Below are 14,686 nucleotides of genomic sequence, written 5' to 3'. Positions count from 1 at the left end.
ATCGATATTTATTTCCCAAAACAACATAAAGTCTCCTACCGGATTTTAAAGATTTTTTCTTTTTGTTCTTCTTCCGGCTCCAAAAAAACTGCCGGCAATGGCCGGCAGTTTACTCTGTCACGGTCGGAACGTTTTTGATGGTGTTTCCCGGCTGAAAACGAGGATCCAAAAAATGACCGGGATCTCCGCTCAGCACTTGGACAATGGTCGCTTCTCCTTCCTCTCCTTCATGGACAATCATCTTCACGCCATCCACTTGAATTTGTTTCAGCTTCAACTCATCCGGGCGGTAAAAAGCCATTTCGATCGGGATCGTGGAATAGTAAATCATTGCAAAATCTCCTTTTGCTTGTTGGCCTCCACCATTTTGTTCAATTCGGCAAGCGCTTCGGAAATGCCGCCCACTTCATCAATCAATCCGTATTTCACCGCATCTTTTCCAATCACATTGGTTCCAATGTCCCGGGCCAGATCCCCGGTCTGGAACATGAGCTCACGGATCTTTTCTTCCGTGATGTTCGAATGGGTGGAAATGAAATGAATCACCCGATCTTGCATTTTTTCCATATATTCAAAGGTTTGGGGCACGCCGATGACCAATCCGCTCAGACGGACCGGATGAATCGTCATGGTGGCTGTTTCGGCTATGAAGGATTTATCCGCCGCAACCGCAATGGGAACCCCGATGCTGTGGCCTCCCCCGAGAACAATCGAAACCGTCGGCTTTCGCATCGTCGCAATCATTTCCGCAATGGCCAAACCGGCTTCCACATCACCGCCCACGGTATTTAAAACAATCACCATTCCTTCAATCTTCGGGTTTTGTTCCACCGCGACGATCTGCGGAATCACATGTTCATATTTCGTCGTTTTATTTTGGGGAGGCATCACCAGATGGCCTTCGATTTGCCCGATGATGCTCAAACAAAAAATATTGCTTTCCAGTTGAGGCACATTGGTTTGCCCCAACTGCTGGATCATCTGGGCGGCAGCATTCTTCTTTTTTTCATTCGATTCTGTATCGGGTCGGACATTTCGATCCTCTTTCACCGGGTTCACTCCTTTTGTATGGACTACGAGTTAGTATGCGCATCTCTCTTTTTTTATTGTGAGGAACCCGGGAGAATTTTATGTTCCTATTTGCGCCAATTTCTTGCTTTTTGCGCCGATGCCGCCACTTTATCCAAATCGCTTCGGACCGAAGCTTCCACGGCGGCGGCATAGGCACCTTCCACCAACGGCGCGTCCGCCACGCGTATCTTCTTTTCGTCCCCCAACATCTCGATGGCCATTTCGACGGACATAGCCGCACTTCCGATATCAAATAAAACCAAAACGCCGCAATCTGAATAAACGCGTTCGATGGCTTCTTTGATCTTAAACGGGCTGGTTCCCAGCTCTCCATCATCCGTTCCGCCGGCAATGGCGACCGGTACGCCTTTTTGTATTTGCGAGAGAAATTCCGCCAATCCTTCAACAAGCTTTTCACTGTGCGAGACCAGCACCAATCCGACACAGCTCATTGTCCGTCCCCCTTCCAAGGTTGTTCTGCCCATGTCCAAAAGAAGTAATAAGAAGACACCGCCCCCGGATCCAAGTGACCTCTCGAGCGTTCCCCAAGGTAAGAAGCACGCCCTTTCTTTGCCACCATCGCCCGGGTGTCGATCATGGATTGTTCGGCAATGTCTTTGACCATTTGCCAGGAGATTTGCTCTTTCGCCTGTTCCATGTACCGGACAACGGGTTCCCAGACATCCAACATGGTCTTGTCGCCGGGCTCCGCTTTTCCTCTCATTTTTAATCCCTGACGAGCCTCGGAAAAAGCCGTTACCCATTCTTCATGCGTCAACACGCTTTTTCCTTTGCAAACCGAAGCCATTTTCAGAAAAACAGTGCCGTACAACGGGCCGGATGCCCCGCCCACTTTGCTTAACAGAATCCGGGAAACCGTTTGGAACCACCACCCGATATCGTGAGGATCATGTTCTTGCGCCAGGACCTTCTCCACTTCCTTAAAGCCGCGAGCCATATTCACACCGTGATCCCCGTCTCCAATCGCCTGATCATACCGGGAAAGCTCTTCCTTTTTTTCTTGCATGATCCGGCTTAAATCCGATAACCAATGCTTCACCTGCAAAACCGTCCATTCCATCTTATCTTCCTCCTTCGGCTTGAACCCATGATACGGTGTCGGATGGTTCTTTCAATCCTTTTTTTAATTCATCATCCAGTTTCAAGAGGGTGAGTGAACAACCGGCCATCTCCAACGAAGTCATGTATTCGCCGACACTGGTGGAGAACACACGGATCCCCTTATCTTGTAAATATTCCGATACTTTCCTGTTCAAAATATACAACTCCATCAGCGGCGTGGCCCCCAAACCATTCAACATGACCGCAACCTCGTCCCCTTTTTGGAGTGGCAAATCCTTAAAAATGGCATCCAACAACACACCAGCAGTTTCATCTGCGGACAAGTGATCCGTTCTTTGGATGCCGGGTTCCCCATGAATCCCCATTCCGATTTCCATTTCATCCTCTTGGATCTCAAAGCCTGGCTTTCCGACGGCTGGCACCGTGCAGGCGGTTAAAGCCACTCCCATGCTCCGCATATTTCGCACGGTTTTTTCCGCAATCCGGTGAACCTCCTCCAAACCCGCCCCCGCTTCGGCCCAAGCTCCGGCAATTTTATGGACGAAAACCGTTCCGGCAATTCCCCTTCTCCGGGACGGATCATCAACGGCCACATCATCGTTGACCACCACGCATTTCACGGGGATTCCTCCCATTATCGCCATATCTGCCGCCATCTCAAAATTCATGACGTCCCCGGCATAATTTTTGATGATCAACAAGACACCCTTGCCTCCGTCGGCTGCCTGGATCGCTCTTAAGATCTGATCGGGCGCGGGGGAGGTAAACACCTCGCCAAGCACGGCGGCATCCAGCATGCCTTTTCCCACATACCCGGCATGAGCCGGTTCATGCCCGGAACCGCCGCCGCTGACCAACCCCACTTTTCCTTGAACAGGCGCTTCATTGCGGACGATGACGGAATAATCCGGAATCCTGGACAATCTCTTTGGATACGCGGCCACCATGCCCTCCAACATTTCATCCACTACCTCATCAGGATGATTGATCAATTTTTTCAACTTTCTCTCATCTCCCTTTTGCAAAAATCGCCACTTTTTCAAGCCGGATCATTCAGATAATCCATCGGGTAAAGAATGGTTTTTCACACTTCATTATATCTAAAAAAATAAAACACTTAAAAAACGGAATAAGTCACCCAAATAAAGTTTTTTCTCCCTTTTATTTCCTTAACAAAAACTCACAAATTGCTTTATAATAATAAATGAGATAGCCACTCTGGCTTACGCAAGCTATCTCAATCAAGTGGTTTTATCATTTTGTTCCCCGGATCTATGAGACCGTTTACACGGTCTCTTTTTTTATCTTTTTGAAACGGATTTCCCCTTCTCCACACCAAATCATTTTTTTCTGCTATGATGAGTGGGGAAAAAGGGGGGGCATATGATCATGCATCAAAAAACGATTCGATTTTTTTCCGTCTTTCTGTTTCTGTTTGGCTTGTCATTTACAGCCGGTTGCCAGCCGGATCCGCATCAGGAGGCCGGTCCCGGTGAATCCTCCCATGTAACGGGAGATGTCCGTGAGACCACCGCGCCCCATGAATTACCCTCTTTTTTGCGGGATCATCCCGCGGAGGTGGCTCAAACTTATCAAGAAGTCTCCAAACACCGTGATTTGCTGGCCCGGATCCCGTGTTTCTGCGGATGCGGACAAAGTGTGGGGCATCGCAATAATCTTGATTGCTTTATCCACCAACAATCCAAAGACCAAATCACATGGGATTCCCATGCCACCACTTGCGGGGTTTGTCTGGAGATTGCCAAAGAATCCATACAAATGAAAAAATCCGGAACGTCTGATCAAAAAATCCGCGAATTTATCGACCAAAAATATGGCAACGATTTTGCCGAACCGACGCCAACTCCGGCTCTGTAAATGACAATACATCCTGCCTGGACACCCAGACAGGATGTATTTTCTTTATTTCACCAAGACTTCTTCCCGGCAAAAGTCCACAATTCTTTTCAGATGATGGAGATAGAGGTTTTTCAGTTGTTCAATCGTCTCCCGATGATACAGCGTTTGGTGGTAGCGAATCAGCGTGACCAGTTCCCCGTTTTCAACAAACAAACTGAAATCCAGTTTATACGGCCACTGAGCCAGGGGATGAACCCCTTCTCCCACCGGCAGGGACACGATTTGGATGTCCTCCTTCTCCACATCCCGGACAAACTCCCCTTGATAGTTGAAGTTGATCTCAGGTTTGAGCCGGAACGAAAGATCTTGTTTGTTTTCGGGACGGGTTAAATATTTGAGAATCCCGTATCCGATTCCTTTATTGGGAACCCGCCGCAAGACTTCTTTCACATACGGAATGACTTCGGCCGGATTTTTGGAATCTTGTTCAAACACGACCGGATACATAGATGTAAACCATCCGACGGTCCTGGTCAAATCCACCCCGTCAATCACTTCCTCCCGGCCGTGCCCTTCCAATTGGACCGCCACCTTGCCATGGGTCCAACTGTTCAAGGTCATCACCAAGCCCGACAACAACAAATCATTCATCTCCGTCTGGTAAGCGCGATGCGCCCCGGACAACAAGTCACCGGTTTCCTCTTTCGGGAGGCGTCCCCAAACGATGCCGATATGCTGATTGGCATAATCCGACGTTTCTTTTTTATCGACCGGAAGTTTTGGAACCTGGAGGCGGTCGGTCGCTTTCCAATACGGAATTTCAGCAAGCAACGCCGGACTGTTCGCAAACTCTTGCAATTGATGGCTCCATGATTGAAACGAAGTCGTTTTTTGCGGCAAAGCCAAGGGTTCCCCGTCCAATTGTCGCCGGTACGCAGTATGGAGATCTTCGGACAGCACCCTCCAGGAAACGGCATCCATCACCAAATGGTGGATAATGATCAGCAAGTAATCCCCTTCGCCGGTATGGAAAATCCCCAGGCGGATCAACGGCCCGCCATGGATGCGAAGCGATTGATGCAAACGGTTGGCTTCTCTTTTCATCACTTCCGAAAGGTCTTCGCTGTTGACATCAAACTCGTGGATGGAGAAAAATTCCCCTTCCACATCCCGGTTCCATGCCTTCACCTGGTGATCTTCCCGCTTAAACGACATCCTCAAGGCGTCGTGATGGGTCACCAATGCATGGAAAACCGGTTTTAACACGTCGGCATCCCATCCTTGTTTCCGGTACAGGACAATGGCCATGTTCCATTGATCCGGATAATCCGTCTGCTCAAACATCCAACGCTGAATCGGGGTCAGCGCAACTTCCCCCGTCACCACTTCATCTTCCCGGTCTTCATCGATGGGGAAAACATGCGGTGCCAATTCTTCAATGGTCGGATGTTGGAACAAATCTTTCAATCTCATTTTCAGCCGGTACGGTTTCAAGCGGGAAGCAATTTGCATCGCTTTGATGGAATCGCCACCAAGCTCAAAAAACTGATCATGGATCCCCACCCGGTCCAGATGCAAAATTTCCTGCCACAGCTCCGCCAGGATGCGTTCCTTTTCATTGCGGGGCGCCGCATATTCCACGCCGGTTTGCATCTGTTTGGGTTTGGGAAGCATGTTTTTGTCCACTTTACCGTTGGCATTCAACGGCAGTTGCTCCATCTGCATGAAGTAAGCCGGAATCATGTAATCAGGCAATTCTTTCCCCAGGTACTGCCGCAATGCAGGAATGGAACAGGACTCCGATGCCGTGAAATATGCACACAAATGCAACTGATTTTGTTCGTCGGTTTGCGCCACCACCACGGCTTCTTTCACGGTCGGGTAACTTAACAACTTGTCGGCCACTTCCCCGGGCTCAATGCGGTAACCGCGGATTTTCACCTGTTCATCCATCCGCCCCAGAAACTCCAAGCGCCCGTCCGGCAGCCACCGCACCAGGTCTCCGGTCCGGTACATCTTTTGCCCCGGCACGTAAGGGTTGGGCACAAACTTCTCCGCCGTCAGCTCCGGCCGGTTCAAATATCCCCGGGCCAGACTTTCCCCGCTGACGCACAGCTCGCCCGGCACGCCGATTGGCTGCAATTGCTGATGTTCATTCAACACATACACTTGGTTATTGGCCACCGGTTTTCCAATCGTGACGGGTTCATCCGGACGCACCGGGGTGCTCGTCGTCACCACCGTGTTCTCCGTCGGACCGTAATTGTTGACCACCGTGTAGTTCTGCGGCAACACCCGGCCCAACCGGTCCCCTCCGGTCAGCAACACTCTCAGGCTGCGGTTTTCCAGCTGCATAAATTGCTCCGCCACCGGCGTCGGCAGAAAAGCAACCGTGATCCCTTGTTCCTCCATGTACCGGTTCAGTGCCTCCAGATCATAACGCATGGCCTCTTCAATGATGTGAAGCGACGCTCCCGCCATCCAAGTCGGGAAAATCTCCCATACCGAGGCATCAAATCCGACCCCTGCGTATTTGATGCTCTTATCTTCCGGTGTCACCTGAAATTCACGGATATGCCACTCGCACAAATTGATCAGGGAGGCGTGTTCCACCATCACGCCTTTGGGTTTTCCGGTGGAACCGGACGTATAGATCACGTAGGCCAAATCCCGTTCTTTGTTCACCGGTGCGGGGTTGTCATCGGATTCGCCCCGGAAATCTTTGGTTTTCATATCCCAAACTTCCACGCCGGAACTGCCGGGAACGGCCGGACGATCCGTAAGAAGCAGGGAAGCCCCGCTGTCTTTCAACATATATTGGATCCGGTCCGCCGGATATTGCGGATCAATCGGAACGTACGCCGCCCCTGCTTTCAAGACACCGAGAACCGCCGCCATCATCTCTTTGGACGGGGACATCAGGATGCCGACCAGTTGCTCGCGGCCGATCCCTTTCTTCCTCAGCGCATGGGCCAGGCGGTTGGCCTGCCGGTTCAACTCTTCATAAGTCCATCGTTCTTCGCCGCAAACCACCGCCACCCGGTCCGGTTGCTTTTCCACCCGTTCTTCAAACCAGGACGGAATCGTTCTTCCCCGCGGATACTCCAGACGGGTTTGGTTAAAGGTTTGCAATATCTCCCATTTCTCTTCCAACGTGGGAAGCTCAATCTCGCACAGCCGAATTCCGGGATCATCCACAATCTGTTCGAGAATATGAACAAAGTGGCCAATCATACGCCGGATGGTCCCGGGCTTGAACAGGCAAGTGCTGTATTCGACAACCCCTTTGAATGTTTCCTCATCTTCCGCCATCATCCAGCTCAAATCAAATTTCGATTTTTTCCATTCAATCTCCCCTTGGCGAATTTTCAATCCTTGCAGTTTAAAAACCGGCATGTCGATATTCTGCATGGCAAACATGGTGTCAAAAAGGGGATTGCGGCTCAAATCGCGCTGGGTATCCAACTTTTCCACCAATTCCTCAAACGGATAATCCTGATGCTCATACATTTGCAGGACGCGTTCCTTCACCTGTTCCAAAAAGACTGTGAACGGAAGTTGCAAATCAATCCGGTTGCGAACCACAAGCGTATTGGCAAACATCCCCACCATGGACTCCAAACCGGCATACGATCTTCCGGCAATCGGCGAGCCGACAATGATGTCGTTTTTGCCGGTGTATTTCGCCAACAGCAAATTGTACGCGGCCAAGAGTGCCATATACGGAGTCGCTTTTTTCTCATCCACAAGCCGTTTCAATTTCCGGGTTAATCGGTGCTCGATTTCGAAAGTCATATGGTCCCCGTCAAACCGTTGTACGGAAGGTCGCGGGTAATCCGTGGGCAAATCCAGAAACGGAAGTTCGCCGGAAAGTTCATTCATCCAATACTGCTCGTGTTTTTTCCATGTATCCTTTTGTTTTTCCTTTTGTTGCCAGACGGCATAATCCTTGTATTGCAGGGACACCGGCGGCAACGTTTCTCCCTGCAGGCATTTCATCAAATCCTGAAACAGGATGTTCATCGAGACACCGTCGGAAATGATGTGATGCATGTCGATGACCAAGATCTGTTCTTCTTCCTTGGCATGTTCGATCATTCCGACCCGGATCAACGGAGCTTTCTCCAAATCAAACGGACGGATGAACTGTTGAATTTTTTGTTTCACATCCGGACGGTCTTGGGCTTGATAACACTCCACCCGGACCTCCACATCGGTGTGAATTTTTTGCATCAATTCGCCATCAATGAGATGAAACGAAGTACGCAAGGATTCGTGCCGTTCCACCAGTGCCCGGAATGCTTCTTCGAGACGGGAAACCGGCAAATTTCCTCGGATGGAAAAGGCATGGGGCATGTTGTAACCGGTGCCCATTCCTTCCAGTTGCCCGACCACATACAACCGTTTCTGTGCGGATGAAACCGGATAATAAGCTTGTTTGGGTGCCGGAGCGATGGTGACATGTTCAGCCGTTTTTTGATTTTCGATGTATGCGGCCATCTCCTTGACCACGGGACGGGCAAAAATCTCCCGCAAAGGCAGTTCCGTATGCATCCTCTTGTGGACTTGCGCCGACAACATCATCCCTTTGAGGGAGTTGCCGCCTTTTTCAAAGAAGCTGTCATGGACTCCGATTTGTTCGGTATGGAGAATCTCCTTCAAGATTTCGATCAACTGCTCCTCGGCGGGAGTGGCCGGTGCGTCATCCTTGCTTCGGGTTGTGTCGGCTTCCGGCAACGGCAATGCTTTTTTGTCCACTTTGCCGTTTCGGGTCAAGGGGAGTTTCTCCATTTCGATAAAGTGAACCGGAACCATATAGTCAGGCAATTTCAAACTTAAATGCTCCCGTAATTCTTCCGCGGAACAAGGAGACGACGCTGCGAAATATGCGCATAACTCCGGTTCTTGAGAAGGATTCAGCTGCACGGTGACAAAGGCCTCCCGGACGGAAGCATGCTCCAACAAACGGTTGGCGATTTCCCCGGGCTCAATGCGGTAACCGCGGATTTTCACCTGTTCATCCATCCGCCCCAGAAACTCCAAGCGCCCGTCCGGCAGCCACCGCACCAGGTCTCCGGTCCGGTACATCTTTTGCCCCGGCACGTAAGGGTTGGGCACAAACTTCTCCGCCGTCAGCTCCGGCCGGTTCAAATATCCCCGGGCCAGACTTTCCCCGCTGACGCACAGCTCGCCCGGCACGCCGATTGGCTGCAATTGCTGATGTTCATTCAACACATACACTTGGTTATTGGCCACCGGTTTTCCAATCGTGACGGGTTCATCCGGACGCACCGGGGTGCTCGTCGTCACCACCGTGTTCTCCGTCGGACCGTAATTGTTGACCACCGTGTAGTTCTGCGGCAACACCCGGCCCAACCGGTCCCCTCCGGTCAGCAACACTCTCAGGCTGCGGTTTTCCAGCTGCATAAATTGCTCCGCCACCGGCGTCGGCAGAAAAGCAACCGTGATCCCTTGTTCCTCCATGTACCGGTTCAGTGCCTCCAGATCATAACGCATGGCCTCTTCAATGATGTGAAGCGACGCTCCCGCCATCCAAGTCGGGAAAATCTCCCATACCGAGGCATCAAATCCGACCCCTGCGTATTTGATGCTCTTATCTTCCGGTGTCACCTGAAATTCACGGATATGCCACTCGCACAAATTGATCAGGGAGGCGTGTTCCACCATCACGCCTTTGGGTTTTCCGGTGGAACCGGACGTATAGATCACGTAGGCCAAATCCCGTTCTTTGTTCACCGGTGCGGGGTTGTCATCGGATTCGCCCCGGAAATCTTTGGTTTTCATATCCCAAACTTCCACGCCGGAACTGCCGGGAACGGCCGGACGATCCGTAAGAAGCAGGGAAGCCCCGCTGTCTTTCAACATATATTGGATCCGGTCCGCCGGATATTGCGGGTCGATCGGAACGTACGCCGCCCCTGCTTTCAAGACACCGAGAACCGCCGCCATCATCTCTTTGGACGGGGACATCAGGATGCCGACCAGTTGCTCGCGGCCGATCCCTTTCTTCCTCAATGCATGGGCCAGGCGGTTGGCCTGCCGGTTTAACTCTTCATAAGTCCACCGTTCTTCGCCGCAAACCACCGCCACCCGGTCCGGTTGCTTTTCCACCCGTTCTTCAAACCAGGACGGAATCGTTCTTCCCCGCGGATACTCCAGACGATACGCATTGAAATTGTTTAACACCTGATGCTCTTCATCCGGCGTGATCAATTTGATGTCAGACAGGCGAAGGTCCGGATTCTCCGTGATTTGCTTCAAAATATGAAGATAATGGCGAACCATTCTTTTTACCGTTTCCGGCTTGAACAGATGCGTGGCAAATTCCACGATCCCTTTGATTTTCTCATCTTCAATCAGGATCCAGCTCATATCAAACTTGGATTTTTTCCAATCCCATTCAACCAGTTCCAGCGAAAAATCCCGGAACTGAAGGGCCGGCAATTCATTCTTTTGCAAAGAAAACATGGTGTCAAAAAGAGGATTCCGGCTTAAATCCCGTTCTGCCCCCAATTTTTCCACCAGTTCTTCAAAGGGATAATCCTGATGCTCTGCCATCTCCAGGATTTGTTCTTTCAATTGCGCGAGAAACCGGGCAAACGATACATCCGGTGTCGGCCGGGTTCGGACCGCCAGCGTGTTGGCAAACATGCCCACCATGGTCTCCAGGTCCGCATGCGGCCTTCCGGCGATGGGGGACCCGACAATCAAATCCTCTTGCCCCGCGTACTTGGAGAGCAGGACATGATAAGCGGCAAACAACACCATATACATCGTTGCATTCTGCTCATCGGCCAGCTGCCTTAATTGATCCGACAATCCCGCATCCATTTCAAAAGGAAGCTGATCCCCGTCAAAACGCTGAACTTTCGGGCGCGGAAAGTCGGTCGGCAATTGCAAAACGGGCAACTCGCCGGAAAGTTCATTCAACCAGTACTCCTCATGTTTTTTCCAACGGTCTTTTTGTTTCTCATGTTGTTGCCAATAAGCATAATCCTTGTATTGCAATGGAAGCGAAGGCAACTCTTCGCCTTGCATCCGCCGCGAAAAATCGGAAAACCATTGCCGGATCGAAACACCATCAGCCACGATATGATGAAAATCCAATAACAGATACTTCTCGCGGGTGTCCGTACGTTCCAACACCCCGGCACGCATCAACGGCGCCTTTTGCAAATCAAACGGGCGGATAAATTCTTGAATGACACGTTTTTCTTGCCGTTTCCCGCCGGCTTGGTACTGCTCGACGACCAATCGGGCATCGGGATGAATTTTCTGCCTTAATTCCCCGTTAATCATGTGGAAAGACGTTCTCAACGATTCATGCCGGTCCACCAAAGATTGCAAGACGCTCTTTAAACCGGGAACGGACAAATCGCCGTGAATCCGGAATACATAAGGCATATTGTAACTGGTGCCGCTTCCTTCCAGTTGGCTGACCATATATAAGCGCTTCTGCGCGGAAGTCACCGGATAATCCTTCATCTCCGGTGCCGGGGCAATCCCGGTGTATTCTTTTTTGCCCTTATTCTGCAAAAAGGCCGCTTGTTGCTGCACCGTCGGCCGGGCAAAAATCTCTCTTAGCGGCAAGTCTGCATTCAATTCCTTGCTCACCCGCGAAGAAAGCATCATCGCTTTCAGGGAGTGTCCCCCCAGGTCAAAGAAGTTGTCATGAATCCCGACTTGGTCCGCATCCAAAACTTCCTGCCAGACTTTTACCAGCTTTTCTTCCACGGGGTTCGTGGGGGCAACATAATCCCTTTTGTTCTCCAACGCTTCGGCCGGTTTGGGAAGCGCCCGCAAGTCCACTTTTCCATTGGGCGTAAACGGAAGTTGATCCAATTTTACAAAGTAATCGGGGATCATGTATTCCGGCAACGCTTTGGTCATGTGCTCACGCAATGCAGAAGGTGAAACATCCTTTTTCAACACAACATAAGCACACAAATAGGAATGCCCGTTCTGATCTTTATCGGCCAAAACCACCGCATTCAGCACATCGGGATGGGCAAACAACCTCTTTTCCACTTCACCGGTCTCAATGCGGTGTCCCCGGATTTTCACCTGATTATCCATCCGCTCCAAATATTCCAAATGGCCATCCGGCAACAGGCGAACCAAATCCCCGGTGCGGTACATGCGTTGACCGGGATGGAACGGATCCGGAACAAAGCGGGTTTCATTTAATTCGGGACGGTTTAAATACGCTTTGGCCACTCCGTCGCCACTGACGCAAAGTTCACCGGGAATGCCGGGCGGTTGAAGATTTCCCCATGGGTCCAACACATACAGCTTGGTGTTGTTCAGCGGCTTTCCAATCGGTACACGATGGGTGGCCAACACTGACGGATCAATGGAATAAGTCGCGGCAAAAACCGTGGTTTCCGTCGGTCCGTACCCGTTGATCAGTCGGTTTCCGCCCAGTGCTTGCACTGCCTTTTGAACATGTTTGACCGAAGCCTTTTCCCCGCCAAAGACAATTTTGCGCAAGCTCTTTAAACAATCAAGATCCAAATCCACAACCGTGTTAAACAGGGAAGTGGTCATAAAGGTGACGGTAATCTCTTCCTCTCGGATCAATTTGGTCAGCTCCGCAAAGTCTTTGGAAGCCTCTTTGGGCACCAAAACCAGCGTCGCTCCGTTCAACAAGGCATTGTAGATATCAAACGTGGATCCGTCAAAACAATAGTTTGACAACTGCAACAGCCGGTCCCCGGCATGCACCTGTATGTACCCGTTGTTGATGACCGTCCGCATCACATTGTAATGCATGGTCAAAATGCCTTTGGGCTTGCCGGTCGATCCGGAAGTATACATGACGTAAAGAAGATCATCCGGCTGATTGACATTCTCCGGGTTGCTTTTTTCCTCCCCCGCCCATTCGCCGGGAGCCAGTTCAACCACTCGCCCTTTATAACCGGCAGGCACTTTCAGTCCCGGCTGCACCATGAGAACCGGAGCACCGGCATCTTCCAGCATAAATTCCTTCCGTCCAGCGGGATATTCCGGATCAATCGGCATATAAGCCCCACCGGCTTTGACGGCCGCCAGCATGCCGATCATCATTTCAAAGGAGCGTTCCGTCATCAATCCGACAATGTCCCCGCGCCGGACGCCTTGTTTCCTCAACACTCTCGCCAGCTGATTGGCTTGTTCATTCAACTCTTTGTAAGTCATCGTATTTCCCCGGAATTTCAAGGCGATTTGCTGCGGGGATTTTTCCGCCTGTTCTTCAAAAATCTCCTGAACGGTTTTATCGCGCGGATAATCCGCATCCGTTTGATTCCATGCAAACCACTGCTGCTTTTCCGAAGGGGAAACCAGTTCAATGTCTTTCAAGCGGCAATCCGGATTTCCAATGACTTGGCGGACAATCCGTTCAAAGTGGCGGAAACAGGATTCCACGTCTTCTCTTTGGTAAACATGTCCGTTGTATTGAAACAAAATGGTGAATTTCTCACAGGGCACCACAATCACATTAAAGTCATAGTTGGTTTTTTCAAACGTGCTCTTGGCATCCGTCACGACAAACCCCAATTGATGCCGGTATTTATGGAAAATATTCGAATCAAACACATAATTTTCAAACACAACAATATGGTCAACCAATGAATCGCCGCATTGCGCCGCTTTCTGAATATCGGTCAACGAAGCATAATCATACGGCTCCGAGGCCAGCGCCGCTTGTTGAACTTGTTTGGCCAGGTCTGTAAAACGGTCATCGCCACTTGCTTTGACCCGCACGGGAATGGTGTTGATGAACAAACCGACGATCTCCTGGATCCGGGGAATGTCTTTGTTCCTTCCGGAGACCACGGAACCGAACACCACATCGTCCGTGTGATTGTACCGTTGCAACATCAATCCCCAGATTGTTTGGAATACATTGTTCAGGGTGAGATGATGTTCACGGGCAAATTGATTGAATTGCCTGGTCAACGTTTCATCCAGTGAACAACGGACTTCCTCCAACTTGTAATCATCGCCGCGGGCGGTCTTCGCTCCCGGAATTTTGGCATGTCCTTCATACCCGGCCAAATACTGTTTCCAATATTGTTCTGTTTCTTTGGGATCCTGCTTTTCCAGCCAACGGATCAATTCACGATATTGCGTCACTTTTTTGTGGGGAACGGGCTCGTGATTTTTCAGCTTCCCATAAATTTCGAACAAATCTTCAAACACGATCCCCATGCACCATCCGTCCAAAAGGATGTGGTGGCTGCTGAACACGATTTGATACTGTTGGGACCCTGTTTTCAACACGGAAACACGCAATAACAAATCTTTGGACAAATCAAACGGTTTGGTTTGATCTTTTCGGATCCATGCTTCAACCTTTTGATTCCGCTCATCTTCCGGAAGATGGGAAAAATCCTGATACTGAATCTTTGCTTCGCGCTCTTGCAAAACCACCTGACGTGGTTTTTTCAGCTTTTTATAAATAAACACAGTCCGGAAAATGTCATATCGTTCAATCAAAACATTTAAACTCTTTTCAAACAGTCCGGGATCAAAATCCCCCTCCACCTGGATCAACAATTGTTTGAAATAAGAATTCCCCTGGTCATATAACGAGTGAAACAGCATGGCCTCTTGCATGGGAGACAAAGAATAGATGTCCACCTGTTTTTTATCCATAACCGATCTCCTC

Annotated in this window: 7 protein-coding genes; 1 reads left to right on the top strand and 6 read right to left on the bottom strand. The window is 50.4% G+C overall.

Translation table 11 applies throughout. From position 1 onward, the window contains the following. Window positions 1-109 precede the first annotated feature (109 nt). The 5 genes from NYE37_RS07120 to dhaK all read right to left on the bottom strand — a co-directional run bounded on the left by NYE37_RS07120 (window position 110) and on the right by dhaK (window position 3,155). Window positions 110-331, bottom strand: coding sequence for a YlzJ-like family protein (locus tag NYE37_RS07120; protein WP_037996465.1), 222 nt, complete (start codon window positions 329-331; stop codon window positions 110-112). Beyond that, window positions 328-1,050 carry a ClpP family protease gene (locus NYE37_RS07115; RefSeq protein ID WP_037996464.1) on the bottom strand — a complete coding sequence of 241 codons (723 nt, stop codon included), beginning with the start codon at window positions 1,048-1,050 and terminating at the stop codon, window positions 328-330. Before NYE37_RS07115 ends, NYE37_RS07120 begins: the two co-directional genes overlap by 4 nt. An 86-nt stretch (window positions 1,051-1,136) precedes the next feature. Next, window positions 1,137-1,523, bottom strand: a complete 387-nt coding sequence (gene dhaM / locus NYE37_RS07110) for a dihydroxyacetone kinase phosphoryl donor subunit DhaM (RefSeq protein WP_037996461.1) — start codon at window positions 1,521-1,523, stop codon at window positions 1,137-1,139. Beyond that, window positions 1,520-2,152 carry a dihydroxyacetone kinase subunit DhaL gene (gene dhaL, locus NYE37_RS07105; RefSeq protein ID WP_037996459.1) on the bottom strand — a complete coding sequence of 211 codons (633 nt, stop codon included), beginning with the start codon at window positions 2,150-2,152 and terminating at the stop codon, window positions 1,520-1,522. The genes dhaM and dhaL overlap by 4 nt, the downstream gene beginning before the upstream one ends. A gap of 1 nt (window position 2,153) precedes the next feature. Further along, window positions 2,154-3,155, bottom strand: a complete 1,002-nt coding sequence (gene dhaK, locus NYE37_RS07100) for a dihydroxyacetone kinase subunit DhaK (RefSeq protein ID WP_037996514.1) — start codon at window positions 3,153-3,155, stop codon at window positions 2,154-2,156. A gap of 388 nt (window positions 3,156-3,543) precedes the next feature. Here dhaK and NYE37_RS07095 point away from each other — a divergent pair, with 388 nt between their 5' ends. Continuing rightward, window positions 3,544-4,032 carry a PCYCGC motif-containing (lipo)protein gene (locus tag NYE37_RS07095; protein WP_049720207.1) on the top strand — a complete coding sequence of 163 codons (489 nt, stop codon included), beginning with the start codon at window positions 3,544-3,546 and terminating at the stop codon, window positions 4,030-4,032. 45 nt (window positions 4,033-4,077) lie between these two features. Here the strand turns inward: NYE37_RS07095 and NYE37_RS07090 are convergent, their stop codons facing one another. Further along, on the bottom strand, window positions 4,078-14,673 hold the full coding sequence (locus NYE37_RS07090; RefSeq protein ID WP_340711883.1) for a non-ribosomal peptide synthetase: 10,596 nt from the start codon (window positions 14,671-14,673) through the stop codon (window positions 4,078-4,080). Window positions 14,674-14,686 lie beyond the last annotated feature (13 nt).

The sequence above is a fragment of the Thermoactinomyces sp. FSL K6-2592 genome (genome assembly GCF_038006465.1).
In the GTDB taxonomy this organism is placed as follows: domain Bacteria; phylum Bacillota; class Bacilli; order Thermoactinomycetales; family Thermoactinomycetaceae; genus Thermoactinomyces; species Thermoactinomyces vulgaris.
Note: the sequence above shows the minus strand (reverse complement) of the source record. Positions and strands in the feature narration are given on the sequence as shown.